This is a genomic window from Nitrospira moscoviensis (assembly GCF_001273775.1).
GTDB lineage: Bacteria > Nitrospirota > Nitrospiria > Nitrospirales > Nitrospiraceae > Nitrospira_D > Nitrospira_D moscoviensis.
In genome coordinates this window covers 1695741-1720369 of the sequence record NZ_CP011801.1, presented here as the reverse complement: position 1 = coordinate 1720369, position 24629 = coordinate 1695741, and the positions used below count along the sequence as shown (strand labels likewise).

Annotated in this window: 22 protein-coding genes, 1 tRNA gene, 1 pseudogene and 2 riboswitches; of the genes and pseudogenes, 6 read left to right on the top strand and 18 right to left on the bottom strand. The window is 60.0% G+C overall.

Features of this window, described 5'->3' with window-relative positions; all coding sequences use genetic code 11:
* Nucleotides 1-4: 4 nt before the first annotated feature.
* The 6 genes from cobO to NITMOv2_RS08410 all read right to left on the bottom strand — a co-directional run bounded on the left by cobO (nt 5) and on the right by NITMOv2_RS08410 (nt 7312).
* Nucleotides 5-604 (bottom strand): cob(I)yrinic acid a,c-diamide adenosyltransferase, encoded by a 600-nt coding sequence (gene cobO / locus NITMOv2_RS08435; protein WP_053379445.1) that lies wholly within the window; start codon nt 602-604, stop codon nt 5-7.
* Complete coding sequence (locus NITMOv2_RS08430) at nt 604-2010, bottom strand: cobyrinic acid a,c-diamide synthase CobB (protein ID WP_053379444.1); 1407 nt, start codon at nt 2008-2010, stop codon at nt 604-606. The genes cobO and NITMOv2_RS08430 overlap by 1 nt, the downstream gene beginning before the upstream one ends.
* An 11-nt stretch (nt 2011-2021) precedes the next feature.
* Nucleotides 2022-4046, bottom strand: a complete 2025-nt coding sequence (locus NITMOv2_RS08425; protein ID WP_083447875.1) for a TonB-dependent receptor — start codon at nt 4044-4046, stop codon at nt 2022-2024.
* Nucleotides 4047-4106: 60 nt separating this feature from the next.
* Nucleotides 4107-4355, bottom strand: a riboswitch (cobalamin riboswitch).
* 77 nt (nt 4356-4432) lie between these two features.
* Nucleotides 4433-5302, bottom strand: a complete 870-nt coding sequence (locus NITMOv2_RS08420) for an ABC transporter ATP-binding protein (RefSeq protein WP_238590493.1) — start codon at nt 5300-5302, stop codon at nt 4433-4435.
* Entirely contained in the window at nt 5299-6432 is a 1134-nt protein-coding gene (locus NITMOv2_RS08415; protein WP_053379442.1) for a FecCD family ABC transporter permease, read from the bottom strand. The genes NITMOv2_RS08420 and NITMOv2_RS08415 overlap by 4 nt, the downstream gene beginning before the upstream one ends.
* A 7-nt stretch (nt 6433-6439) precedes the next feature.
* Nucleotides 6440-7312, bottom strand: a complete 873-nt coding sequence (locus NITMOv2_RS08410; RefSeq protein WP_053379441.1) for an ABC transporter substrate-binding protein — start codon at nt 7310-7312, stop codon at nt 6440-6442.
* Nucleotides 7313-7496: 184 nt separating this feature from the next.
* Nucleotides 7497-7772, bottom strand: a riboswitch (cobalamin riboswitch).
* A 221-nt stretch (nt 7773-7993) separates the two neighbouring features.
* Between NITMOv2_RS08410 and NITMOv2_RS08405 the strand changes: the two genes are divergently transcribed.
* A complete protein-coding gene (locus NITMOv2_RS08405; protein WP_145976234.1) occupies nt 7994-9421 on the top strand; it encodes a hypothetical protein in 1428 nt (475 codons plus the stop codon).
* Nucleotides 9422-9429: 8 nt separating this feature from the next.
* Here the strand turns inward: NITMOv2_RS08405 and NITMOv2_RS08400 are convergent, their stop codons facing one another.
* Nucleotides 9430-9687 (bottom strand): SemiSWEET transporter, encoded by a 258-nt coding sequence (locus NITMOv2_RS08400; RefSeq protein WP_053379439.1) that lies wholly within the window; start codon nt 9685-9687, stop codon nt 9430-9432.
* Between the two features lie 106 nt (nt 9688-9793).
* Here NITMOv2_RS08400 and rpmB point away from each other — a divergent pair, with 106 nt between their 5' ends.
* Nucleotides 9794-9985: a 50S ribosomal protein L28 gene (rpmB, locus tag NITMOv2_RS08395; RefSeq protein ID WP_053379438.1), complete on the top strand. Its 192-nt coding sequence runs from the start codon at nt 9794-9796 to the stop codon at nt 9983-9985.
* Nucleotides 9986-10006: 21 nt separating this feature from the next.
* Here rpmB and NITMOv2_RS08390 read toward each other — a convergent pair whose 3' ends face one another.
* On the bottom strand, nt 10007-10324 hold the full coding sequence (locus tag NITMOv2_RS08390) for a hypothetical protein (RefSeq protein WP_145976233.1): 318 nt from the start codon (nt 10322-10324) through the stop codon (nt 10007-10009).
* Between the two features lie 70 nt (nt 10325-10394).
* Between NITMOv2_RS08390 and NITMOv2_RS08385 the strand changes: the two genes are divergently transcribed.
* Nucleotides 10395-10469 (top strand) — tRNA-Gly (locus NITMOv2_RS08385).
* Between the two features lie 196 nt (nt 10470-10665).
* Here the strand turns inward: NITMOv2_RS08385 and tyrS are convergent.
* The 6 genes from tyrS to ndk all read right to left on the bottom strand — a co-directional run bounded on the left by tyrS (nt 10666) and on the right by ndk (nt 16267).
* The gene (tyrS, locus tag NITMOv2_RS08380; protein WP_053379436.1) at nt 10666-11877 is read right to left on the bottom strand and encodes a tyrosine--tRNA ligase; all 1212 of its coding nucleotides are present in this window, start codon (nt 11875-11877) and stop codon (nt 10666-10668) included.
* Nucleotides 11874-12347 (bottom strand): ComEA family DNA-binding protein, encoded by a 474-nt coding sequence (locus tag NITMOv2_RS08375; RefSeq protein ID WP_053379435.1) that lies wholly within the window; start codon nt 12345-12347, stop codon nt 11874-11876. The genes tyrS and NITMOv2_RS08375 overlap by 4 nt, the downstream gene beginning before the upstream one ends.
* Entirely contained in the window at nt 12344-13777 is a 1434-nt protein-coding gene (lpdA, locus tag NITMOv2_RS08370; protein WP_053379434.1) for a dihydrolipoyl dehydrogenase, read from the bottom strand. Before lpdA ends, NITMOv2_RS08375 begins: the two co-directional genes overlap by 4 nt.
* Nucleotides 13778-13831: 54 nt before the next feature.
* Nucleotides 13832-14221 (bottom strand): glycine cleavage system protein GcvH, encoded by a 390-nt coding sequence (gene gcvH / locus NITMOv2_RS08365; protein ID WP_053379433.1) that lies wholly within the window; start codon nt 14219-14221, stop codon nt 13832-13834.
* A gap of 71 nt (nt 14222-14292) precedes the next feature.
* Nucleotides 14293-15528 carry a tetratricopeptide repeat protein gene (locus NITMOv2_RS08360; protein WP_053379432.1) on the bottom strand — a complete coding sequence of 412 codons (1236 nt, stop codon included), beginning with the start codon at nt 15526-15528 and terminating at the stop codon, nt 14293-14295.
* A gap of 319 nt (nt 15529-15847) precedes the next feature.
* Nucleotides 15848-16267 (bottom strand): nucleoside-diphosphate kinase, encoded by a 420-nt coding sequence (ndk, locus tag NITMOv2_RS08355; protein WP_053379431.1) that lies wholly within the window; start codon nt 16265-16267, stop codon nt 15848-15850.
* Between the two features lie 173 nt (nt 16268-16440).
* On the opposite strand from ndk, the gene mazF reads away from it, so the two are divergent.
* Nucleotides 16441-16779: an endoribonuclease MazF gene (gene mazF, locus NITMOv2_RS08350; RefSeq protein ID WP_053379430.1), complete on the top strand. Its 339-nt coding sequence runs from the start codon at nt 16441-16443 to the stop codon at nt 16777-16779.
* Nucleotides 16780-16809: 30 nt separating this feature from the next.
* On the opposite strand, the gene NITMOv2_RS08345 is transcribed toward mazF, so the two are convergent.
* The 3 genes and pseudogenes from NITMOv2_RS08345 to NITMOv2_RS22645 form a co-directional block, all read right to left on the bottom strand.
* On the bottom strand, nt 16810-17130 hold the full coding sequence (locus NITMOv2_RS08345; protein ID WP_053379429.1) for a type II toxin-antitoxin system Phd/YefM family antitoxin: 321 nt from the start codon (nt 17128-17130) through the stop codon (nt 16810-16812).
* 66 nt (nt 17131-17196) lie between these two features.
* Nucleotides 17197-17322, bottom strand: a pseudogene (locus tag NITMOv2_RS22650) (S-methyl-5-thioribose-1-phosphate isomerase); the annotation flags it as partial.
* Nucleotides 17323-17438: 116 nt separating this feature from the next.
* Nucleotides 17439-20939, bottom strand: coding sequence for a DUF7948 domain-containing protein (locus NITMOv2_RS22645; protein ID WP_083447873.1), 3501 nt, complete (start codon nt 20937-20939; stop codon nt 17439-17441).
* Nucleotides 20940-21154: 215 nt separating this feature from the next.
* Between NITMOv2_RS22645 and NITMOv2_RS22640 the strand changes: the two genes are divergently transcribed.
* On the top strand, nt 21155-22252 hold the full coding sequence (locus NITMOv2_RS22640) for a helix-turn-helix transcriptional regulator (protein WP_145976232.1): 1098 nt from the start codon (nt 21155-21157) through the stop codon (nt 22250-22252).
* Between the two features lie 53 nt (nt 22253-22305).
* Complete coding sequence (locus NITMOv2_RS08325; RefSeq protein ID WP_053379425.1) at nt 22306-23403, top strand: helix-turn-helix transcriptional regulator; 1098 nt, start codon at nt 22306-22308, stop codon at nt 23401-23403.
* Between the two features lie 194 nt (nt 23404-23597).
* On the opposite strand, the gene mtnA is transcribed toward NITMOv2_RS08325, so the two are convergent.
* Complete coding sequence (gene mtnA / locus NITMOv2_RS08320; protein WP_053379424.1) at nt 23598-24626, bottom strand: S-methyl-5-thioribose-1-phosphate isomerase; 1029 nt, start codon at nt 24624-24626, stop codon at nt 23598-23600.
* Between the last annotated feature and the right edge of the window lie 3 nt (nt 24627-24629).

Here is a 24629-nt window from a genome sequence, read left to right as displayed (position 1 = left end):
CTCCCTAAAACTCCACCCCGGCCTGTGCCTTGATGCCTTTGCGAAAGGGATGCTTCACCTGTTTCATCTCAGTGACCAGATCGGCCTCTGCGATCAACACATCGCTGGCGGCGCGACCGGTGATCACGACATGCTGCATCGGAGGACGGGCTCGAAGCACCGGCAAGACGTCTGCCACATCCACGTAGCCATGCTGCAGCGCAATATTGAACTCGTCGAGGATCACCATTGGATAGGATGGATCGCACAGAAATTCTCCGGCTTTCTCCCAGGCGCGCCGAGCGAACTGGGTATCCCGCTCGCGGTTCTGCGTTTCCCAGGTGTAGCCTTCGCCCATCCGCAAAAACGTCACTCGGTCGCCGAACGATTTCAACGCTCGTTCTTCCGCGGTGTCGATGGCGCCCTTGATGAACTGCACGACCGCCACCTTCATGCCGTGACCGATGCAACGCAAGGCCATGCCCAGCGCAGCGGTGGTCTTTCCCTTGCCGGCGCCGGTGTAGACGATCACCAACCCTTTTTCTTGCTGCGCCGCCTCGATGCGCCGATCCACCGACGCTTTGAGCCGTTGCATGCGGGCCTTATGCTCGTCCTGATCGACCATCAGACTCCAGTCTGACTCGCGGAAACCCTGCTGGTTGCCCGGCTGGCGGCATCTACCAGCGCCGCCGCCAGCTGCGGCCGGCTGGCAAAATGCACATGAGTATAGAGCGCCAGCACACGGCCCGTCACAAGCCCGTCCTGCCCCCTTGAGCTCCCTCGCGCATCGCTGATCGCGCAGGCATACTGAAGCGACCCTCGTGGAATCAGCGTGGAGTAATGGAACTCATGCCCGCGCGCCATCATACCGGCGGCTCCAAGCAAGCAATCCCGTGACAGCTCCACAGTCCGGTACCCCAATGTCAGATCGGCTTTCTTCATCACCGCTTCGGCTGGAAACAGCCCGACCATGTCGTGCGCGCGCCCTTCGAAATCACGGATGGCTTGCGTGAGGTACATCATGCCGCCGCACTCCGCATAAATAACTCCGCCGCGCTCGGCAAACGCGCGAATAGCCTGCCGCATCCCCACATTCTCCGACAGCGCCGGGCCGTGCAGTTCGGGATAGCCGCCGCCGAGATACAACATAGCCACGTCGGGCAACGCCCGATCGCGGAGCGGAGAAAAGTTCACGATCTCGGCACCCTCCGCTTTCAGCAAATCCAGATTGTCCTGATAGTAAAAACCAAAGGCCGGATCGTAGGCGACGCCGATGCGAACTGATCCCCCCACCCAACCCCTCCCCCTCAAGTGGGGAGGGCTAGGGAGGGAGGCAAGATGTCCTGCACCATGCGCCAGCGCCTCCACTCGATCTACGTCGATCGTCTCCGCTGCCGCCTTGGCCAGCCGGTCATAGAGTTCCGTCGAACCTTCTTCGATCGCGGTCACCAGACCGAGATGCCGATCCGGAACCGTGACGGCCGGATCAGGCTTCAGATAACCCACGACCGCGAGATCGGTCTCCGCTTCGACTGCTTCCTTCAGCAGCCGGTAATGCCCTTCCCCGGCCACACGATTGAACAGGACGCCGGCGACATGGACATCGGGATCGAACTTGGCATAGCCCGATGCCATGGCCGCCGCCGAGCGGGCCATCGCGCTTCCGTCGATCACCAGCAAGACCGGCGCGGCGAGCTGCTTTGCCAGTTCGGCCGTGCTCCCGGTGTCACTCACCGGCGAGCTGCCGTCGAACAACCCCATCATCCCTTCTATAATGGAGATGTCCGCTTCGGCGGCAGCGCGCACAAAAATCTCGCGATTGACGCTCTCCCCCAGCATCCAGCCGTCCAAGTTGCGGGAGGGGCGGCCGGTCACCGCCGTGTGGTGGCCGGAGTCGATGAAATCAGGTCCCACCTTGAACGGCTGGACACGGCGGCCCCGCTGGCGCAAGGCCGCCAGGATGGCGAGCGTCACGGTCGTTTTGCCGACCCCGCTCTGCGTGCCGGCGATGATCAAACGGGGGAAGGTCATGTTGGACTCAATTAATACACCAGCTTGACGCCGGCAAAGATAGACCGCACTGGTGTTCCAAAGAACAGAATTTCTTCATACCTTTGATTCAACAAGTTTTCCGCACGGGCATACACTTGCCATTGCTTCGTCACGTCGTAGCTGGCGGACACGTTGAAGACTCCAAACGACCCTTGCTTCTGACCCGGACTATTCGCCGTGTCATTGTTTCGCGCCCCGACAAATCGATAATCGAGATTTACGCGAGCGGTTTCAATCGGATGATATTCGAGTCCCGCAGTGGCTTGATCGAAGGGCCATCGCGGAAGCCTCGTGTTCTCGGGTCGACCCGGCACCGAGTAGGCTCTTGTCATCGTCATCGTATATTGCCCGTAGGCGAACAACTCCTTGATGATCTGGTATCGGAAGCTGGTTTCCCATCCCTGTGTCTTGGCCGAGGCAACGTTGACCGGACAAAATCCAAAAGTCGCTTGTGGACAGTTGGGACTGGGGACCGATAAAAAGGTGATCAGATTATCGAAACGGTTCCAAAAATGGACGACGCTCACCTTTAGCTTGCCATCGAACAAGCTCTGATCCACACCCACATCGGCGCTCTTGTTTTTCTCGGGCTGAAGATTGGGATTGCCGAATCCCTGGAAGAAGAGATCGTTCAAGGTGGGAGCTCGAAAGCCTGTTCCGTAGCTTGCCCGCAGTTTCGTCCCTGTTTCCTGGTGCAGATAGCCGGCCGTCACGCGATAGGTCGTCGCGTCTCCAAAAATATTGTAGTGATCTTGGCGAATGCCTCCCGTCACGGCGACACGATCCCAGAGACTGACCTGCGCCTGTGCGAATCCTGCATGCGACGCCAGGCGCTTGTTCGGGGTGGCTCCGCCGAAGAAACCTGACGCATCTCCCTGCTCTTCCCGGAACTGATATCCGGCCGTCAACAGGAGCGGCTTGCCGACCTGGATATTATGCTGCCATTCCAATCGATGATTGAGGACTTCCAAATCGGTCGAGAACGGCGTAAAGCAGCTGTCAAAGTTCGGAAAGCAGGAAAGCGGACTGGCCGTGATGACTTCCCCGGTATTCAGATTCCGCCCCACAGGTCCGCTCGTGATGAGGGATCGTTGATTGGAGCGGGCGAGCGTCAGTGCCTGAGACCACCAGGAGGTGATAGGCTGGCTGTACACTCCGCTCACGATCAAGTTCCGTGTAGTCTGCCTGGAACCAAGGATGTCGGCCGGGGCGCCGCTGTCGGCGAACCCGTCGAAGTTCACATCCGAGTTGTACCAGCGGAAATTGAATTCCAGGCGGCCGTCCTTCGGCAACGAAACACCCAGCTTGCCGGATGCATTCCAGTTGTGGAACCCATCCCGCTCGGTGGCACCACGACGATAGTTGATGGCGGAGAAACTGCTCGCGTCCCACCGCAGCAGTGACGCCGACAGATCAAACGGTCCCTTGGCGCCGGAGACCTGTGCGCTCTCGCGGAGCGTCGTAAACGATCCATATTCCGCAAACGCACGGACCGTCGGTCGGCCGATCCCTCGCTTGGTGTAAATATTGATCACGCCGCCCATCGCATCGGACCCATAGAGCATGCTTTGCGCGCCCCGCAGAATTTCTATGCGGTCGATGTTTTCCGCCGTTAAATTGCCGAAGTCATACGCTCCCGTGGTGGGACTGTTGACGATGACCCCGTCGATCAGCACCAAGGTGTGCCGGGCGAATGCGCCGCGCATTTTCACCGTCGCTTCGGTCCCGGGACCGCCGCTCGATGATGCGAACACTCCCTCGGCAAGACGCAGGGCCTCGATGACCGACCGGATCTTTCTCCGCTCAATATATTCTCCGGTGATGACTTGAACGGAGCTGGTGAGGTGCTCGACCGGCACCGGGGTTTTCGTCGCGCTGATCACGACTTCCCTGGTTTCGATCGCATCGGGATCGGCCCCGTCTCCCGCCGACGCACGGCCGGCTTCGATGACCAGCGGCAAGGACAGACACACGCTCAGGACGATTGAACAGCGACTCCAAAACAATACGGACATGTTGGCCCCCTTTGGCTCGAAGGGTAAGGAGCCTGACGCGGAGATAGGCTCCGGCCGGCTCCTCGGACACGTCCGTCGGTTGGGTCTCCTGACTTGCGGATCGCTGTTTTCCTGCGCCTTCCCATCCAGGGACAGTGACGCGTGGCGCGTGACGCGTGACGAGTTCACATTCCCCTCTCGTCACTGGTCACTTGTCACCTGTCACTGTCCTTCAGACAGTGGCAATTGCAGGATCACTCCCCGCTTACAGTGGCGGCACCGTGATGGATTTGCACCATCTTCCCCGTCACCGACGGCTGACTTCTACAACTCCCTCCACAATTGATGAACGCACGTACCCTTGACGATGAACGGGCAGGCTGGGTACGGGCCCTTCCCGCGCTCTCTCACAGACTCCTGGCCGGCAGCGTCACGCGCGGCAACCCCGATTCCGGATGCCGGTCCACCAACACCTCACAGCCGTAGACGTCACGAATGACTTCCGGGCGGATGACCGCCTCAGGCGTTCCGAGGCGGAACAAGCGCCCTTCTTTGAGCATCAGGATCCGATCGCAGTACTGGCTCGCCAGGGTCAAATCATGTGAGACCAGGATGACGGTCAGACCCCGCTCTTCCTGTTGCCGCCGCACAATCGTACAAATGTCGATCTGGTGCGGCAGATCGAGAAACGCCGTCGGCTCATCCAGCAAGAGTACGTCCGGCCGCTGCGCCAGGGCGCGCGCGATCACGCAACGTTGCCGCTCACCGCCGGACAGATCGGTGACGGCACGCCCCGCGAGATGACGGATATCGGCCGCAGCCATCGCCTGCTCAGCGACGGCGAGATCCTCTTCATTCTCCCAGCCGAATCCAGCCCAGGCCGTTCGTTCATGATGCGGATACCGGCCCATGAGCACGGTCTCTAAGACGGTGAACGGAAAAATCTGCTGGCTGTCCTGCGGCACCAAGGCCGCCGTCCTGGCAATTTCGTCCTGGGCCAACGAAGTCAGCTCCCGCCCGAACATCTCGATCTTCCCTTCCTGAGGCTGCAACACCTTCGCGAGGAGTTTGAGCAACGACGATTTGCCGGATCCGTTCGGACCGACGATCCCAAGCACCTCTCCCGGCTCGACCTGGAAGGTCAAACCATCCAGTACCCATGAAGCCTCTCTGTGGGATCCAGCGCGATATCGAAACCGAACCGATTGGACCAGGTAGGCCGCGGCGGAGGCCGCGGCGCCGAAAGCGGAGCGATGCCCATAGGGAGCCGTTCTCACAACAATCGATCCCTTCTCCATGCCAGGAGATAGATGAAGAACGGCCCTCCCGCCAGCGCCGTGATGATTCCGACGGGAATCTCGGACGGACTGAGCAGCGTCCGTGCGACGGTGTCGGCCACCATGAGCAGCATCCCTCCGGCAAGCGCTGAAGCCGGTAACAGCAGGCGATGGTCCACCCCCAGCAGAAGCCGGACCGCGTGAGGCACCATCATCCCCACAAATCCGATCATGCCGCTCATCGACACGACCGCCCCGGTGATCAGGGCGGACAGAGCGTAGACCGCGCGCTTGACCCCTTCCGTCTCGACGCCCAAGGATCGAGCCGATTCCTCGCCCAACGTGAGCACGTTCAACGCCGGCGCCTGCCTCAAGAGGAGGAGCATCCCCCCGATCAGGTACAAGGCCAAGACGGCCAGCGCCGGATACGAAGGCGCAGTGAGATTTCCCAAGAGCCAGGTCATCACCCCGGCGGCGCGGTTCGGCTCCATAATGGAGGTGATGAACATGATGACGGCCGAGAGGATCGCGTTCAGAATGACTCCCGCGAGCAGCAGGCTGTGGATGGGCAGCCGGCCATAGGAGGCCGCCATACGATAGACCACCACCAGGGACAACAGGCCTCCGGCAAAGCCGCACAGCGGCAAGGCAGACAGCTCAAACACGGTCGTGCCGATCCCCAGAAGGATGGCGAGCGCCACACCGAGCGCCGCACCGCTGGACACGCCGAGTACGTAAGGATCGGCGAGGGGGTTGCGCAGCAGCGCTTGCAGCACGACCCCCACGGCCGCTAAACAGGCCCCGACGAGAAAACCCAGCAAGACCCGCGGCAATCTCACCTGAAACAGGATCACGCCGGCCGTGCCGATCGCGTCATGGTCCAGCCGCCCTTCGCGCAGGGCGCGCATGACGAGATCCACGATGTCTCCGAGTCCGATCCACTGCGTGCCGAATTGCAGGGAGACGAACAGGAGCAGAACCGCCGTCGTCGATAGCGATGCCAAGACCGCCCACCACCGTCCGCGCGTCAGCCGCGCGTCACCGATGCGACTCAAGCTTCCCCGGACCGTCTCCTTGCGGGCCACGGTCGCCGTGATCGGCTCAGCCTTGTGCGGTTCGGTGGCAATCATGCGCCGACTAAAAAGCCTCGGGGTGAATGATCCTGGCCAGTTGTTCCAGTCCTTCGACGATCCGCGGACCGGGACGATTCAGCACGTCGGCGGGAATCTGATGCAGGCGTCCGCGCTTCACGGCCGACAGCGAGGTCCATTGCCGCCAGAGTTGCTGCTCGCCCGGGGGAATGCCTTCGGCCGCGCCGATCGGAAACACGATAACCTGGGGATCCTCCCTGAGCACCGCTTCCATGTTCAGGTGGGGATACGGAGCCTTCGCCTCAGCCGCAATGTTGAGGCCGCCGGCCAACCCGATCGCCTGATGAATGTAGCTCCCCGGCCCGACGGTGATCAGCGGTTGGCTGTTGAGCACGTAGAGCACCCGGAGGCGCGGCTGCGCCTGCATCTTGCGCTGGATCTCCGCAGTCCGCTTCCGCATCTCCATCGCCAGAGCATCGGCCGTCGCGGATCGATTCAGCATGCGACCGAGCAGCTGAATACGACTCGGGATCTCCTCAAACGATTCCGGATCGACCACGAAGACCGGAATCTTGAGCTGCTCCAGTTTTGCCAGCACATCGTTACGGAGAAAGGCCCGGGGCGTCAGCACCAGCTCCGGCTGAAGCTGCACGATCGCTTCGACGTTCGGATGAGAGTAGGCCACCTTCGGCTTCTGCTTCGCCTCAGGGGGAAAGTCGCAGAAGTCGGTGACGCCGACGATCTGGTCGTTCAAGCCGAGGGCAAACAGGATTTCCGTGATGCTGGGCGCGAGCGAAACGATGCGCGCCGGGGCTTGCGCCAAATAAATTTTCCGGTTCAGGTCGTCGACGAACGTCCGCGGCACGATGTTCGCCATGAACGGCATGCCGGTCAGAATGCCCTGTTGGCGCCGTTTCATATCGGTTGACGATCCAGGCTCAGCCGCACACGTGAGAGAGAGGAAAGCCAGAAGCGCAAGCCCGATGCCTACGGCGGCGCCACGGCTCCGACTCATCCGGCTCAAAATAAAAAATCCCCAGGGCTTGGACCCTGAGGATTGGCAACCCGCAGCTCATCCTCACCCCTCCCCAGCCCACGAGGGAGAGTCCGTACGATCCTGAGGAGGTCTTCTGGCTCAGGGGACCGGCGGAACGACCACCGATCTACTACCCGCGCCTTCCCATCTTGCTTGCTGAGCAGTGATGGGTGATGTGTGATAGGTGATGAGTGGAAATCCAAGCTCCCAACTCATCACTCGTCACTGATCACTCATCACTGTCTCTAAGACAGTGGCATCCGCGGGGTTCGTCCCCATTTACAGCGGCGGGACCGCGAGGGATTTGCACCCTCTTCCCGTCACTCAGGATCACTCGTGATGTGCGGGCACTCTAGGAGAGAGTGCCAAAAGTTGTCAAGTTCAATAATGTCCGCCCCTGCTCACTGACACCACAGCCGGGACCGCCCTCTGGAAAGAATTCCCAGAAAATGGGCTATGTGACAAAGGGTTGCCACGATCCCATTCGGCACAGGCCTTGCTCATTCTCTCGGCCGGCAATCGCGGACACTCCGCCCCCTCCACCATGAAGGACCGATGCATACGATGAAATCCCGGACGATTCCCCTGCGCACCCTCATCATCAGCCTCTGCATTGTCGGGATGTTTCTCGAAATCTCCGGCTTGATCTGGTCGTCGAAGAAGGACAAACCAAGCGAGACATTTCTGAAACTCACGGAGCCGGTGCCCCATGTCCTCGACAACCCGCTGGAGAACGGCTACTTCTTGTTGTTGGGATTTGCCGCAGCCTCCGGCGCCGATCCCGTCCAGGTCGGCTACGACATCTGGCTCGAGGCGGACGGTCGCTCCCTCCCGCAGGAGTTCGATTTCGAGAAACCCGGCCGATCCGAGCTTCGCGTGCCGGTCGGCATCGACGACGTCCTGCCGGAATGGAAGGCTTCGAACCCGCTCGAGGAATTTCAGCGGCGGGATGCGCTGTTTCGGACCTCGGCCGCCCGGTATCGAATCCTGCTCCAGCGGTATGACCAGTGGCTGCGCATGCGGTTTGAAGACTGGGGATACGCCCATACCGGCGCCCCCCGCGTTGAAGAGCTGATGAGCACGCACCGGCTCTACGTCGCCGACGGGTTTGCGCAACAATCCAGGCTGGGTCTCGAACGCCTCACGCGGGATGTGACGCGCTGGCGCATCGTCCTGCGCGAAGCCCGCACGCTGTCCATGAAGGTGCTGGCGGAAGTGATGCTCGAAGACGACGTCGAGTTCCTGTCCCGCCTGATCAGCCAGCCCACGGTGGACCGGACTCTGCTGACGCAAGCCCTGCACCTCCTCCAGCCGCTCACGCGGAGCGAGTATTCCTTGCGATGGCCCGTCCAGAGCGAGTTCGTGCTCGGGTACCGGCGCGAGCAGCGCTCCGACCGGACGCTCATCCCTCAAGAGCGCCGCGACAACTCCACGACGGCGTCGCTGGCTCGCGCGGCGCATCTCCAGCCTGAATTATTCAAGACCGTGGAGCACCCGAGGACTCACCGGTTCTTCGGGATGTCTTCGGCCTCGCAGCGGACCTGGGATACCTATGCGATGTTTTATGACGCGACGATCAAGGCCGCCGATTCCGTCCATAGCCCGCTCCCGAAACTGCGGGATGTCGCCCGCGACTCGCCCTTGACGCTGTTGGAACGGATGACGAATCCGCTGGAATTCGATCCGAATTGGGAGCCGTTCGCGCAACGGTTGGTGGAAACGGACGCGCGGCTTCGCTTGGCCTCGCTGCAGATCTTATTGCGGAATCCGGCCACGACGGCGACCATCCCGACGAGACTGGCGGAAGTCGGCTCGATGTATTTCGATCCCTTCACCGGCTTTCCGATGCTGTGGAGCCCGACACAAAAGAGGCTGTACAGCGTGGGGAAAGACGGGCTGGACGACGGCGGCGATCCGACCTTCGACATCAGCGTGCCGCTGACGCCGGCGATGGACCCGTCCATGGCCGTCGCCAAACGGGCGGCTCGCTGAAACCCGGCTTACGAGCGCAAGCGCAGCTTCAGCACCAGAATCGAGGCGGTGAGCAGAAACGTGACGGCATTCGTAACGATGATGGGCCACGCGTTCAAGAGCCACCCATAGACGAACCACAGAAAGACGCCCGTCGTGAAGGTGAGCAGCATGGCGAGCGACACATCGTCCGCCGATCGCGTTTTCCAGGTCCTCCGGAGTTGAGGCCAGAAGGCGATGGTAGTGAGGGCGCCCGCTACTGAGCCGATCTGAGTGACGAAGTCCATCCTCTCCTCTTGATATCCGAACCGCTTGTCACGGTTCGCCGCCCTGTGATAGCATCCCCCGGTTTGTAAACGATAGACATTCGACCGACGCGGAAGGAGCCTCATCGTGGCGTACGTATGTGAAATGTGTCAGAAGAGACATCAGTCCGGGCACAATGTGAGTCACGCGAACAACAAGACCAAGCGGGTATTCAGCCCCAATCTGCAGACCGTGCGCGCGGTGGTCAACGGCGCCCATAAGCGCATCCGCGTCTGCACCCGCTGTCTGCGTTCCGGGCTCGTCAAGAAGGCGGTTTGATCCCTCCGTCCTCTTCCTTCGTTACGGCGCTCCCCAGAGGACCCGGCCTCCCCGCTCCACCAGCTTGATCACTTGTCGATCATCGGGAGTGAGGGTCAGCGTCCGGCTGCCGTCTTTACTGGTGAGCACCAGCCCGATTTCACCGTTGGCGTCCAGCCCGAAGCCGCCTCGTGCCTTGCCGGTTGCGTCCAGCAGCAGGAATTCTTCCGCATTGACGCCGTTGGGCTTCTGCGCCTGAGCGGCGCGGCCGGACCACAGCTGATCGCTCACGGCCCCGCCGAGTAGACCGCCTGCGAATGCGGCGACCATAAGCAGAAGAAACCGTCGTCTTGTCACCATGATCATCCTTTCATTACTGCCGGTCATTCCTTGACTTGGCCCTAACGCCAGCGTAGGATTCGATTCGCGAGCGGGCGTAGCTCAGTGGTAGAGTCCTTGCTTCCCAAGCAAGTTGTCGTGGGTTCAAATCCCATCGCCCGCTCCAATGCACCACGCGACTCTCCCGTAGATTTGAACCCACGACAGGGGATTTCGAAAGGGGTGAGCCCCTTTCGCGGGGAGCGCACAGAGGGGGCTGGCCCCCTCTGTGGGAGCCGGGAGGCAAGCCCCAGGGCCGACCCGGCGACGGAGTGTGGTTCAAATCCCATCGCCCGCTCCAACAATCCAACTTCCCCCGGTCCCTACGGCGCCCGCTCGATGAATGCGAATTTGCGGCGCCCGACTTTGAGGCGATATCGTTGTCCCGGCAGCACGGTGACGATCGTATTGGCGTCGCTCCGCTTCTGCCCGTCCAGCTCAATGCCGCCTTGGACGATCAACCGGCGGGCCTCGCTCTTGCTCGGCACCAATCCCGTCTTGGCGACCAAATCAACCAGGCCGATCGCGTCGCCCTCGCGGAGCATGTCGGCAGTGACGAACAGACGCACGTCGGGCTCGTCAGGAAATTCCCGCTCCTGAAATTTCTGCTGAAACTCCGCCCGCGCCTGGCGACCCGCGTCGGCTCCGTGATAACGGGCGACGATCATCTCGGCCAGCGACTGCTTCGCCTCCATCGGATGGAGCGTCTTCACGCGGCTCAGATCCTCCGTCGTCAGCAATTCGTAATAGCGCTGCATCAGCGCATCGCTGATCGACATCAGCTTGCCGAACATGTCGCCCGGCTTGTCTTCGAGCGCAATGTAGTTGCCGACGCTCTTGCTCATCTTCTTCACGCCGTCGGTGCCTTCGAGCAACGGCATCGTGATGACGACTTGAGATTCCTGGCCGTAGTCGCGCTGCAGTTCCCGCCCCATCAGGAGGTTGAACTTTTGATCCGTCCCGCCAAGCTCGACGTCGGCTTTCAGCGCGACCGAATCGTAGCCCTGGACCAGCGGGTATAGAAACTCGTGTACGCTGATCGGCTTTTGCTCCTCGAATCGCTTGCGGAAATCCTCCCGCTCCATCATGCGGGCCACACGGTAGTGCGCGGCCAGCTCAATGAGCCCGCCGGCCGACATAGACCCCATCCACCGGCTGTTGAACTCGACCGTCGTCTTCGCCGGATCGAGGATCTTGAACACTTGGCGCTGATAGGTCTTGGCATTTTCCAGCACCTGCTCCTTGGTCAGCGCCTTGCGCGTTTCCGAGACGCCGGTGGGATCGCCGATCATGCCCGTAAAGTCGCCGATGAGGAAGATCACATGATGCCCCAGATCCTGAAAGTGTTTCAGCTTGTGGATCAGCACCGTATGGCCGAGGTGCAGATGGGGCGCGGTCGGGTCGAAGCCGGCTTTCACACGAAGGGGCCGCCGCTCCTTGAGCGAGCGAGTCACCTTCGATTCCAGCTCACCCGGTTGAATCACTTCCACGACGCCGCGCAGAATCAGATCCAACTGCTGGTTCACGTCCGTCATAGTTGCCGCTTCTCCGACTGTCCCGCCGCGGCGGGAGCCGCCACGCTCACCAAGGATCGTACCCGCTCGAATTTCTTCGCGCCGATACCTTTCACCTGCCGCAAGTCCTCCACGCTTCGAAACCCTCCATGTGACCCGCGGTACTCGATGACCCGCTGCGCCAAGACTGCCCCGATGCCCGGTAAGGATTCAAGCTCCTCCGCGCTCGCGCGATTGAGATCCACGGTGCGCGGAGTAGCAGGGACGCCGGTTGTCCGGCGCGTCGAGACCGCCGAGGTCTTCGGCGCCGGCCGGACAGTATCCGGAGTGACCGCTGTTCTTTCAGGTCCAGGTTTTTGCTCCGTCTGGACGGCAACCGGCTCCGAATCACTGTCGTCCTGCGAAGCCTGCGGTGCCTGCCAGCCGATCCAGAAGACGACGCCCATCGTCAGGGTCAACATCGCCACCTTGATCAGCAGTGATTGGATCATGATCCTGCTTTGATCCGCACCTGGTGAATCGCCGCGCCTTCGACATCCTCCGCCGCCTCCATGAGGCCTTCCGCCAGAGTGGGATGCGCGTGGATGGTCCGCGCCAGCTGTCCCGCCGTCGCGCCGGCCTCCATCGCCACGGCCGCTTCATGGATCAAATCCGCCGCATGCGCTCCGACGATGTGGACACCCAGAATTTTCCCCCTGTCGCCATCCGTAATGACTTTGAAAAAGCCGGTGGTCTCGCCGGTCGCCTGCGCCTTGCCGAGCGCGACGTGCTTGAAGCGACCCACCCGAATCGCTTTTTCCACACTCTGTCCCGCCGCCGCGGCCCGTTCACGCGCCTGCTGTTCCGTGAGACCGACACGACCGACTTCCGGGATGGTGAAGATGCCGGCCGGAATCACATCGTAGTTGATCGTCGCGCGATGCCCGAGAATGTTTTCGACCGCCACCTTGCCCTGGGCCGATGCCACATGGGCGAGCATGGCCTTGCCGACCACGTCGCCGATCGCATAGACGCCCGGCACGTTCGTTTCCATGCGGTCATCGACGAGCACGTCGCCCCGTTTGCCTGTGGCCACTCCGGCCCGTTCGAGACCGATCCCCTTGGAATGAAACCCGCGTCCAATGGAAATGAGCAGTTGGTCCGTCTCTATAGTCGCGCCGTCGCTCAGCATGACGGCCAGCGTCCCCGCTCGCCGATCGACCGCTGTGATGGTGAGGCCGGTCCTGATCTCGACACCCCGTTTCTTGAGCTCTCGCGTGATGATCGCAGACACTTCTTCATCTTCGAGCGGCAGCACACGCGGCATCAATTCGACCAAGATCACCTGTGCGCCCAATCCGCTGTACAGCGATGCGCACTCGCAGCCTTCCACGCCGCCTCCCAAAATGACGATCCGGTTCGGCACGATTTCGAGATCCAAAGCCTGCTTGCTGGTGATGATCTGCCTGCCGTCGACGGGAAACTGGGCGAGTTGCGGCCACGACGATCCGGTCGCAATGACGACCGCATCGGCCTCGACTTTGCGAGCCGTCCCATCGGCGCCGGTCACGGCGATGGTTCGGGCGTCCAGCAACTCCCCGGTCCCTTCCACCACCTCGATCTTCCAGGCTTTGAAGAGAGTCCCGATGCCCTTCACCAGGCCGGCGACCACTTTATTTTTACGGGCCACCATGCGGGCGGGATCATAGCGGGCCGGCTCCGAGAGGACCAGCCCGAGTTCATCCGCTTTTTTCAGCTTGTCACCGAGCTCGATGACGGACAGGAGCGCCTTGCTGGGAATGCAGCCCCAATTCAAGCAGACGCCGCCGAGCGCCTGGCGCTCGACGACCGTGACGCGCGCGCCGAGCTGGGCCGCGCGAATCGCGGCCACATAGCCGCCCGGGCCGGCGCCGAGAATGGCGATGTGGGCTGGGGAAGACATATGAAGGTTAAGGCTTAGGCTGAGGCCGAGGGTACCTGAGCCTGAGCCTCGACCTTAACCTTTCTTCTGGCTGGCGAGAAACTGCTCGTACTGGGCGGCGGACATCAACCCGTCCACCTCGCTCGGATTGGACAATTCGATGACGGCGATCCAGCCCTTGCCATAGGGGTCGGAGTTGACGACCTCCGGATGGTCTTTGAGATCTGTGTTGATGCTCGAGATCGTCCCGCTGACCGGCGTATAGATGGTCGAGGTGGTCTTCGTCGATTCCACTTCCCCGATTTGCTGGCCGGCCTTGACCGCCGTGCCGGCTTTCGGAAGATCCAAAAACACGATGTCGCCCAGCGCATCCTGCGCAAAATGGCTGATGCCGATGGTGGCCTGCCTGCCGTTCAGGCGAACCCATTCATGTTCTTTGTGATACCGCAACTCGGAAGGGATCATAGGCTCCTCATATGATGATCAGCGCGTCGCACTCAACGCGGACGGATCATAGTGGGCCTCGACCGGCTTTGTCAAGGAACGGCGGGAACGAGCTGAGGTGCGATCAGCAGCGACCGCCGGCCGGCTTCATCCTGCTCTCCTAAAAGTAGTCTCAACGACGCGGCCGAGAACGGATCGCCGCTGGCTCTAGGAAGAATTTCCGTCCAGAGCCGATCGGGGGCACCTAGTTGCTGCCCGAGTTTTTCGATAAGGACTTCCCCGTCGGCGGCCTCGCGCCTGACGATGATCGTCCCGCCCGTCCGCCGCACCAATTCCACGACGTCTTCTCCATAACGCTCCAACCCCTCGAGCGGATTCAACAACGTCTCTTGGTGGACTTCCAGAAGAAGCGCGCGCGGTGTGCCGCCGGCCCGCAGCACCGCGGCAAGGCTCACCAAAAACTTCGCATAGGAAGCCGCTTTCCAACCTACCCAGCGCCAATACCACACAGTCCGGTCCGACGGCGAGCCGTCCGAGGATGGACCGGGAGAGAACAGGTCTTGCGGAGAAAGGCTCGGCTCAAAGGAAGCGGCGAAGGCGCGAAACCCGCCCTCGGAGAACTCGGCGGCAAATCCATCAGTGGGCCGCGCCGGTACGAAAATCCCATCGCATCCGGTGTCCAGCAACTCGCGAAGGACTTTCTCAAGGTACGCCTGATAGCCGATGTTGGTCACATCGGGAGTCGAGGCCGACGCGGCCCCGTTGGATGTGACGCTCAGCCAATCCGGCCGCACACCGATCCCCTGCGGTCGATGCACATCGAACGTCATCCAGACGAGGAGCCCGAGCTGATGCGCCTCAGCAATCACTTGTTTGGCGCGCTGAAGAGGGCGCCGTTCCCGCTCGGTCGCCGGCAAAGGATCCGCATCGATCACGAGGGCCGTGACCCCGGCCGATGACAGATCGCGAAGCCACGCGGTGATCGCCGATTCCGCGGGAAGAGAGGCTGCCGGCAGGCGCACGGCAACCGGGCGTCTGCCGCTGGTGCGATCGGCGGCCTGCCGTCCCCGTAGTTCGTCGAGTCTCCGAAGCGCCTGCGTCTCATACTCCCTGCTATTCGCTCGCGCCGAGAGGGCACCCGCCGCCACGATCCGGTACTCCTGCATTGCGGCGGCGTAATCGCCCAATTGCTCGTGCGCCTGCCCCAGCCACCAACGGGCTTCAGCGGCATGGCGAGAATCCGGCGCACGCTCGATAAATCGCGTGAAAAATAAGACGGCCGTGGGATACCGTGCCTGTGCGAAAGCCCGATGCGCCTCAGCCAGCAAGCGCGCCTGCGCATCACGGGCTGGATCTCCCAGTGGAACTTGATCAGACTGAGAAAGAGCAGGAATTTGGAAGGTCGGAGAGGTGCAGGAGGACAGAAGGCACAGGCTCAATAGGGTGGCGTTCCCGACTATCCGAATGACATGGGAGAAGAGCAACCGTCTCACCGCCCTCCGAGGTGCGGCAATCAAGTCCAGGAACCACATATCCTCTCACGCTGAGCCTGTCGAAGCGTGAAGCCATCGAAGCCTGATGGTCTCGTATCGAGCAGCAGCCTTCGACAAGCTCAGGGCAACGGAGGAATAACGTGACCGCGTCCCGTCAACCGAAGATTTCCATGCCGGGAAAGAAGTAGCCGATCTCGAACGCCGCCGTCTCCGGAGAATCGGACCCGTGCACGGCGTTGAACTCGATGTTGGTCCCATGGACTTTGCGAATGGTCCCGGCGTCGGCTTTCGCCGGATCGGTCGCGCCCATCAGATCCCGATTCTTTTTGATCGCGTTGTCACCCTGGAGGACCAGTACGAGCGAAGGACCGGACGACATGAACGAGCAGAGACTGTCGAAAAACGGCCTGGCTTTATGGACAGCGTAAAATCCCTCCGCCGTCCGCTTCGACATGTGCATCAGTTTCATCGCCACCGGCTTCAAGCCCGCCTTCTCATAGCGGCTGACGATGTCGCCGATGGCATTTTTCTTTACCGCATCCGGCTTGATGATCGCTAACGTTCGTTCGCTCATTGTCTCTACGGTTCCCTCCGCACAGTTAAAGGATGAATTGAAGAGTCGCGCGCATTATAGGGACCTCCTATCCGGCTTGCAACCGCGCCGCTGTGACGGTGCTCAGGCAACACGCCAAGCCCTGAAGAGACCGGCCTCGTCGTCGACTTGTGCCGGCCGGGATACGCTTGGTGATGAAGCGGCATACGTACGTCCCGGACAGAGGAGACATTGTGTGGTTGCAGTTCACCCCACAAGCAGGTCATGAGCAAGCCGGACATCGACCGGCTCTGGTACTGTCACCGGCCAACTACAATCGCGCAAGCGGTTTGATGATCTGTTGCCCCATGACGAGCCAGAAGGAGGGATATCCCTTCGAGGTCGTGGTAACCGACGAACCGGACCACAAAAGCCTGGTACTGGCGGATCAGGTAAAGAGTCTTGATTGGAAAGCCTGGCGGGCCATCAAGAAGGGAAGCGCCTCGTCCAACGTCGTAGCTGAAACCCTGAGCAAACTTCACGCGCTCCTCTGATCAAGGGCCCGCTGTAGCTGTACTCAGAGCTTAGGAAGGACGGTGAAACCTTCGCGCCGAGCCGTTTCTCGAAGCCAGCAGGACCGCCACTGCACGCCCCTTTTTATCCCGCGGTCTGGCCATCTTCCAAAAACCCGCCGGCAACTTCCCGGTCCCGACTCGAACCAGGCCCGCGCGAGCCAAATCACGCACCAGTGCGCGGTCCTCCTCGACTCCAGTTTCTTTCGGTATTGGTACCAACTTGGCCACGGGCTTCCCGCGCTCCATCACCAATAGTTCTTCGCCCGCCTTCACCTTGGCCAGGCAGGCGCTGAACGTCGCCTTGACCGTCGAAACCGCTGCTCGTTTCATGACCGCCTCTTTGGTCTGATCGATGTGACTACTACTACTATAGTCTCCAGGTAATGACCTTGCATGTCAGTACGCTAGCGCAGCCAGCTCCCCCGGCTTGAACACCCCCCGCTCCGTGATGATGGCGGTGATCAGCTCCGCGGGGATGACGTCGAAGGCGGGATTGTAGACGCCGACGCCGGCGGGCGCGACGGGGTGGCTTGAGCGAGCTGCGCTGTTCGGGGCACGATAAGTCTGAAAAAAGAAGATGAGCCGAGCGAGACAGTAGAGGGGCTCCTTGTCGGAGCCCCTCTCTCTTCACGATCTAACTACGGTCCGAAGGAGTTGTAAAGCTGCGACCCTTCGACGGCCGGGTCCTTCTTGCTGTGCGGCACACTCACGCGCACCGTCCCGCTGCAATGCGCCCCTTCCGTATCCGTCGCCGTAAAGTGCACGACGTAGACGCGGCCATTACCCGTCCCGGCGCGCTCCGCTCGGAGCAGGATGGAGTTGCCGGCTACGACGGCATCGGGGCTTGTATCGCCATCGCCCACCCCGTTCACCGGCTCATCCTGCGTCACCGCGGTATAGGTGATCGTCAGGCTGTGGTTGTTCGGATCCGTGACGCCTTGGATGCTGATCTGGCTCATCGTGTGGTTCGGCGGCCAGAGAAGTGAGGGACTCGCGTGTGCCAGGCTACAGACCGGTGGATCATTCACGTTCACCACCGCCACCTGCACGGTATCGGGCGCACTGGCCGCGTGCCCGTCATGCACCGTGAGTTGGAAGGTGAGGAGTGCCCCGCCCGCTCCGACATCGGGCGCGGTAAAGGTGGGATTGACGGTGTTGGCCCCGGTTACGACCACGAGCGGGCCACCCGTTTGCACCCAGTTATAGCTCAAGGGATCGAGATCCGGGTCGTGGCTCGCGCTGCCGTCTAACGTGACGAGTGTCTGTTCGTTCTTGGTTTGATCGGGTCCCGCATTCGCCGTCGGCACTTGATTGACGTTGGTGACGAAGATCGACACATAGTCCGAGTGGTTCAGCCCATGGGGATCGGTCACAATCAATTCAAAGTCCACCTGGGTCCCTGACGTCCCCACCGAGGGAGCGGTAAAGGAGGGGGTGGCCGTCAATGGATTCGCCAACGTGACCGGTGGCCCAAAGAGCTGCAGCCAGGTATAGGTGAGCGGTTCGATGTCCGGATCGAAGCTCGCGCTGCCATCCAACTGCACCGGACTCCCTTCCTGCACGGTCTGATCCGGGCCCGCCTGGGACACCGGCGGTTGGTTCACATTGGTGATATGCACGTTGACGGCATCGGGGTCGCTACAGTTGCTGCTGGTGCCTTCGCAGACGATCAACTGCAACGTGACGGTCGCGCCCGCGGCGGGCACGTGCGGGGCCGGGAACGTGGGATGGGCGGTCGTGGGGCTGCCCAGTGACACAGGCGGACCGGCAACTTGAGTCCATTGGTACGTCAGCGATCCACCCATCGAACCGCTACCATCCAAAGTGACCAGTGTCCCTTCGGGGACGGATTGATCAGGGCCGGCGTTGGCAATGGGTTTGTCCGTTATTTTTGCGATAAAGATGTCTTCAAACCCGGCTGTCGCCGGCTGAAAAACGCCTGGCGTGACTGGCATGTTGTTAGACCCTGCTGTAGCAGTGAGGAAGAGTGAGCCCGATGGGCCCAGAGCGATATAGGGTCTGAAATCATTGCCGCTGCCACCTAGGAAAGTCGAGTAGAGAAGACCAGTACCGCCGGCGTTGAGCTTTACAATCGCAATCTCGCCGCTGACGCGTGTCGTATCTAAAGGGTTTGTGAGCGGGAAATCCGAAGAATTTGTGTCCGCTGCAACATACACGTTCCCTGCGACATCAACGACAATGTTTCCTCGGTTTTCATCCGACCCGCTCCCCCCGATAAAAGTCGAATAGATTATCGGAGCTCCGCCCGGGCTTAACTTGGTAACGAAAATATCGCTACTACCATTATGAGTGGGGTCGTAAGAGCTAGACGTAACGAGGAAATTTGTCGATTGCGTATAACCCGTGACATAGATGTTGTCAGCGCTATCTACGGTAACACCGTAGCCCCAATCCGTTCCCGACCCACCAAGATAGGTAGAAAACAACAGCGCGGTGCCGGTCGGATTGAACTTCCACAAGAAGGCATCCGAATTACCACCGTACGAGGACTGGACCGGGTTTACTAAAGGCATAATGGCCGATTGCGCCCCACCCGTGACTATGACGTTTCCGGCCGCATCAAGAGTAATACCGCGGCCCTCTTGGAATCCGCTCCCTGCGATACCAAGACGCGTGCCCCATACAACGGCACTGCCGGCAGCATTAAGCTTGGCCACATAACCGCCGAGGGGTGTAGACGAGAAGGCTCCTGGCGTGATGGGAATGTCTGTCGACCGAAAATCGCCGGTCACATAAGCGTTGCCGGTGCTATCCACGGCGATAGCGGTAATTCCATCACCGCTGTTGCCGCCAAAATAGGTCGAGTAAACGAGGCCGCTGCCTGAGGGGTCCAGCTTAGTGATGACTCCGTCTGCGCTGCAGTTGCTCGGCGACACGCAGGTGGGTGAATGGTGTGCTGTTGTTTGGAACGCTCCAGAGGTAACAGGATAATCAGCAGACCGGGTTTCGCCTGCAACATAGGCATGGCCCGTAGCATCAACAACCACTTTCGGTATCAGCAATTCAGGGCCAGTGCCGCCTAGGTAAGTGGAGTAAATGAGGGCTGTGCCCGATGCGTTGACCTTTGCGACAAAGTAGTCCGTATTCATGTTTAGAGTAAGCGCAGGATCGAAACATCTTGTGTCTGTCGGCGGTGGGTTAGGACAAGCAGGATACTTGTTGAATGTCGAATCATATGCTGACGCTGTAACAGGAAAGTCTAATGAGCCTGTCGTACCAGTCACATACGCATTGCCCTGAGTATCAACTGCGATAGAAGAGTTAAAATCGACATACCGGCCGCCAAGATACGTGAGATAGTCCAACACAGGATCAATAACAACGGCCTTTGAACGGTCATATTCTGCTAAAGCTATCCGGACGTCGTTTTTAGCCTCGCCCAGAATGTAGTGCCCTGCAATCGCTTGCTTGTGACCGCTCTCTGTCAGCTGATAGACAACCGGCTTCTGAAGTTTCATTTCTCCGAGTGCGGTGAACAGTGACAGGCTACCGTCATCCTTCACTCGGACGTCTGAGGCACCTTCGAAGACGATCCTGATCTGCTTAGGATCCACGCCAGGTGCAACGATAAAGTCATACTCCAACCGACCTTGGTTGCCGTAGTAAGTAACGTCGATACCGGGATAAACCTCCTTATAGCTCACCTTGGCGTACGTCGGAATCTTGGTCCGCCACTTGGTAGGGTCATTGCCGATGAAATAGTTCACGATGCCGGGTAGCTTATCGCTGCCTTCGACAGTAGCGGTCCGGTCAGAACCGTCTAATTTCATCCGTAATACACTCCGCTTGTGGGACGGCGGTTGAGTGAGCACTCCGATCTCTTTTCCGTCATCCGCTGTCGTCCATTGCTGCAACACCATGACCGCTTCCGTGGGCGTAATGAACATGGTGTAACCGCTGCCACGGGCGATGAAGTTCACGCGGGGATCGGTTTGGCCTTGATTGGCTTCGAAGCTCATCGGGGCCTTGAGCATCGTGGCGACCAATGGCTTAGAAAGGCTGGGTGGCGGGGTTACCGGCGGAAGACCAGTCGTGACGCTGGCCTCACCAGGCAGCGAGCTATTGAAGAGTAGAAGCAGTCCAGCAAGCAGTCCAATGCATGCACCGGTTCCTCTCATGATTGCCCCCTATGGCTGCGCCCAATTTCGGAACTGCCCAAGCAAATGTTTTGACAATCTAAAACGATCCACTGACATGGCGCCTCGCCATGCTTAAAGAATCCTGTCCATTACCTGCTAACCTGGTCCCATTACCGCATTCCCTCCAAAGGTCCAATACGCATCCATGCGTATTCATAATTTGACTGCGGGCGTGCCTCCCGTGTACAAGTCCGGTGTTAAAAAGCCTCGGCGAGGCAGCAATGGCGCGCTTAAGTAGCCGTGAACTACGAAGGCTGCTGGACTTCATCCGCGACAGCTATGCCTTGCGACCTCACAGTGAATTTCCCGACTATCTCGTCACATCTGTAGGGCGAATCGTTCCTGGCGATATCCACGCTTATAACGAGATCTGTACAGAGCGGAAACAGGCCATAGCAAAATGGGCTCCCTCATCGGTGCAGATGATTCCTGACGGATTCAGCATCCTGGCAAGACATGCGGAAGAGAACCCCGTGGTTCCCTATTTCGAAAGGACCGGCGACGGCCGCCCCAAAAAAGTCACCGATTTCATCCCCCTGGGACAATTCCAGCACTGCGCCCTGCACAATGAGTTTTACTTGCCATTTCGAATCCGATATCATCTTTCCACCGCGTTGACGTCTCGCCGAAAAACACTCATCACTCTGACTTCTCATCGGTGGAAGAGAGATTTCTCAGAATCAGAGCGAACAACCCTCGATCTCATCCGCCCTCATGTGGTGCAGGCGATCGAGAACGCTCGCATTTATAGTTCTGCGCGAAAGGAAGCGGCGTCCCGGCAGGCGGCACTAGAGACTGTGCAACAGCCCATTATGGCCGTAACCGTGAGTGGGCAGATCAGATGGCAGACTGAAGCGGCCCGGACATTATGTCGGGAATATGGGTTACTTCATCCGACCCGTATAGAGTTTTTATCCGACTCCATGCGCGAATGGCTTCGCCCGCGACAAGTAAGTGCAGAAAGCAGCATTGCTGCGGCCCGTCTACCGCTGGATGTCCATGGTTTAGGAGGCTCGGTTTTTGCACGCAAACTCTCAGAAGGCGGTGAAATACTGCTATCGCTCGAAAAACAATCGCGCGGCGTCGAAATCAATGCCATTCGAGCACTCGGACTGAACAAGCGGAGGACAGAAGTCCTTGGCTGGGTAGCGCGAGGCAAATCGAATCCGGAGATCGCGGATATTCTCAATATCAGCGTCCGCACGGTGCACAAGCATGTTGAAAGGATTTACCAGGATCTTGGCGTGGACCATCGTCATGCCGCAATGGCAAAGGTATTTACTTTGAGCTAGCGCATCTCAAAAGCGGCGATGTTCTGTCAGAGCGTACGCATGGGGTGAGATTGATGGGACGGGAACCGCTCGGCGCTAAGGATCTGCGCCGCCTGTTTGACGGCGTACAGCGCCTTTACACGTTGCAAGATCACGCCTCTTTTACGACCACTCTTGTCGACGTGCTCGCCTCGCTTGTCCCGGTCGATGTGGCTTCATACGATGAATTGAATCCCACAACGAAGAAGACCTTCGTGAAGGTGGCTCCTCATGACGTCCCTATGCCCGAGAACGGCTTTGAGATCTTGGGCCGACTGCTGCACCAGCATCCATGCGTAGCCCATGCCCACACGACAGGCGACGGGTCGCCGACGAAAATATCCGACTTCATTTCCGTCAATCAGTGGAAACGCACGCCGCTATATAACGAGTTTTATAAGCACTTCCGGACGGTCCATAACCTCGGCATGCAGTTCGCCAGCGGACGGGATCGTTCGACGATCGTCTCAATGGGCTTCCATCGGGGCGGGCGTGATTTTCTGGAGAGGGACCGCTCCATCCTCAACGTGCTCCGCCCCCATCTGTCTCAGGCCTATAACAATGCCCAAGCCGTGACAGAGATGCGCCGGGAAGTCGCGGACTACAAGCGGCTGATTGAACACTTGGATCAGGCGATTATCCAAGTGACGCCGAAGGGCAGGATCAGCTGGGCAACTCCCAGAGCCGCCATGTTGCTACAGCCTCTGGACAAGAGACAGAAGGATGCTGCCCGGCTTCCATCCCCTCTTTCCGATTGGGTCTTGCAGCAAGACCGTCTCCTGTCGCAAAGCACACTCTTATCAGCGCCGCCTCAGCCCTTGGATGTCGAGCTCCACGGGAGACGATTGCGTGTCCGATTCATCAAGGATGGGGAGAGGCGGTTGGTGATTCTCGAGGAGCGAACACCCGATGTATCGCTGCCGGTCTTGCTGAAGTTGGGGCTCAGTCAGCGGGAGACCGAAATCTTAATGTGGGTCGCACGAGGGAAAGCCAATGCCGAGATCGCCGACATTCTCAGCATCAGCGTGCGAACCGTTCACAAACATGTCGAACGCATCTACCAGAAGCTCGGCATCGACAATCGGCATGCGGCGATCGCAATTGCCATGGACGTTGCATTGCGAAGAGCTTGACTAGAGCTGCGGCGCTATGAAGCAAACAGTCTTGCCAGCTCCCCGGTCCCTTTCATGACCAGATGATAGTCATATCTGACTAGAAAGGCCAGCCGAAGGAAACATGTAGGCTTACAGATGTCTTTTCATCTCAGATGCAAAGGCATCATTGATCGTCCGCTCAACCGCAGGATCGAGCGGGCGCGCAGTGAAACCTACCGAAACCGGTCGGCCAACTCACTCGGCTTGAACACCCCCCGCTCCGTGATGATGGCGGTGATGAGCTCCGCGGGGGTGACGTCGAAGGCGGGATTGTAGACACGGACGCCGGCGGGGGCGACGGGGTGGCTGCCGTGGATGGACGTCACTTCGAGCGGATTGCGCTGTTCGATCGGAATGTCGGCGCCGGTTTTCGTCTTGAGGTCGATCGTGGAATACGGCGCCGCCACATAAAAGGGAATGCCGTGCGCCTTGGCGAGCACGGCGACGGAATAGGTCCCGATCTTGTTCGCCACGTCGCCGTTGGCGGCGATGCGGTCCGCCCCCACCACGCACAAATGAATCTTGCCTTGCCGCATCAACGACCCGGCCATGTTGTCCGTAATCAACGTGACAGGAATGTGATCCTGCATCAGCTCCCAGGCCGTGAGCCGCGCGCCCTGGAGGACCGGCCTCGTTTCATCCGCGATGACCTGAATTGTTTTCCCTTGTTCCCAAGCTGCCCGGATTACTCCGAGAGCCGTGCCGTACCCCGCAGTCGCCAGCGCGCCGGCGTTGCAGTGGGTGAGCACCGTTTGTCCGTCCCGGATCAATTCGGCTCCGTGCTTCCCCATCGCTTTGCACAAGGCGATGTCCTCTCGAAGAATAGCTTGCGCTTCGGCCAGCAACGCCTGCTGCGCGGAGGGAATCGAAAGACTCGTCGAGGCCTCCAGCTTCCGCTTCATCCGCTCGATAGCCCAGAACAGATTGACGGCCGTCGGCCTCGTTGCCGCCAGATGATTGCAAATCTCCCCCACCGCTTTGGCGAATGACGCGTAGTCCGTCGCGCGAACGGACAAGGCGCCCAGCGCGACACCGAGCGCCGCCGTCACGCCGATCGCGGGGGCTCCACGGACTTTCAACTCGCGGATCGCGTCGGCGACGGCACGATAATCGCGGCAGGTCAGAATCTCCACCGTACCGGGCAACCGGCTCTGATCCAGTAGACAGACCGCACCGTCTTTCCATTCAACGGTAGGAACCATGGA

What these genes read in the sequence shown, in the direction of transcription:
- cobO (WP_053379445.1), bottom strand. Translation starts at nt 604, where the DNA reads ATGGTCGATCAGGACGAGCATAAGGCCCGCATGCAACGGCTCAAAGCG.
- NITMOv2_RS08430 (WP_053379444.1), bottom strand. Translation starts at nt 2,010, where the DNA reads ATGACCTTCCCCCGTTTGATCATCGCCGGCACGCAGAGCGGGGTCGGC.
- NITMOv2_RS08425 (WP_083447875.1), bottom strand. Translation starts at nt 4,046, where the DNA reads ATGTCCGTATTGTTTTGGAGTCGCTGTTCAATCGTCCTGAGCGTGTGT.
- NITMOv2_RS08415 (WP_053379442.1), bottom strand. Translation starts at nt 6,432, where the DNA reads ATGATTGCCACCGAACCGCACAAGGCTGAGCCGATCACGGCGACCGTG.
- NITMOv2_RS08410 (WP_053379441.1), bottom strand. Translation starts at nt 7,312, where the DNA reads ATGAAACGGCGCCAACAGGGCATTCTGACCGGCATGCCGTTCATGGCG.
- NITMOv2_RS08405 (WP_145976234.1), top strand. Translation starts at nt 7,994, where the DNA reads ATGAAATCCCGGACGATTCCCCTGCGCACCCTCATCATCAGCCTCTGC.
- NITMOv2_RS08400 (WP_053379439.1), bottom strand. Translation starts at nt 9,687, where the DNA reads ATGGACTTCGTCACTCAGATCGGCTCAGTAGCGGGCGCCCTCACTACC.
- NITMOv2_RS08390 (WP_145976233.1), bottom strand. Translation starts at nt 10,324, where the DNA reads ATGGTGACAAGACGACGGTTTCTTCTGCTTATGGTCGCCGCATTCGCA.
- tyrS (WP_053379436.1), bottom strand. Translation starts at nt 11,877, where the DNA reads ATGACGGACGTGAACCAGCAGTTGGATCTGATTCTGCGCGGCGTCGTG.
- NITMOv2_RS08375 (WP_053379435.1), bottom strand. Translation starts at nt 12,347, where the DNA reads ATGATCCAATCACTGCTGATCAAGGTGGCGATGTTGACCCTGACGATG.
- lpdA (WP_053379434.1), bottom strand. Translation starts at nt 13,777, where the DNA reads ATGTCTTCCCCAGCCCACATCGCCATTCTCGGCGCCGGCCCGGGCGGC.
- gcvH (WP_053379433.1), bottom strand. Translation starts at nt 14,221, where the DNA reads ATGATCCCTTCCGAGTTGCGGTATCACAAAGAACATGAATGGGTTCGC.
- ndk (WP_053379431.1), bottom strand. Translation starts at nt 16,267, where the DNA reads ATGAGCGAACGAACGTTAGCGATCATCAAGCCGGATGCGGTAAAGAAA.
- mazF (WP_053379430.1), top strand. Translation starts at nt 16,441, where the DNA reads ATGAAGCGGCATACGTACGTCCCGGACAGAGGAGACATTGTGTGGTTG.
- NITMOv2_RS08345 (WP_053379429.1), bottom strand. Translation starts at nt 17,130, where the DNA reads ATGAAACGAGCAGCGGTTTCGACGGTCAAGGCGACGTTCAGCGCCTGC.
- NITMOv2_RS22645 (WP_083447873.1), bottom strand. Translation starts at nt 20,939, where the DNA reads ATGAGAGGAACCGGTGCATGCATTGGACTGCTTGCTGGACTGCTTCTA.
- NITMOv2_RS08325 (WP_053379425.1), top strand. Translation starts at nt 22,306, where the DNA reads ATGGGACGGGAACCGCTCGGCGCTAAGGATCTGCGCCGCCTGTTTGAC.
- mtnA (WP_053379424.1), bottom strand. Translation starts at nt 24,626, where the DNA reads ATGGTTCCTACCGTTGAATGGAAAGACGGTGCGGTCTGTCTACTGGAT.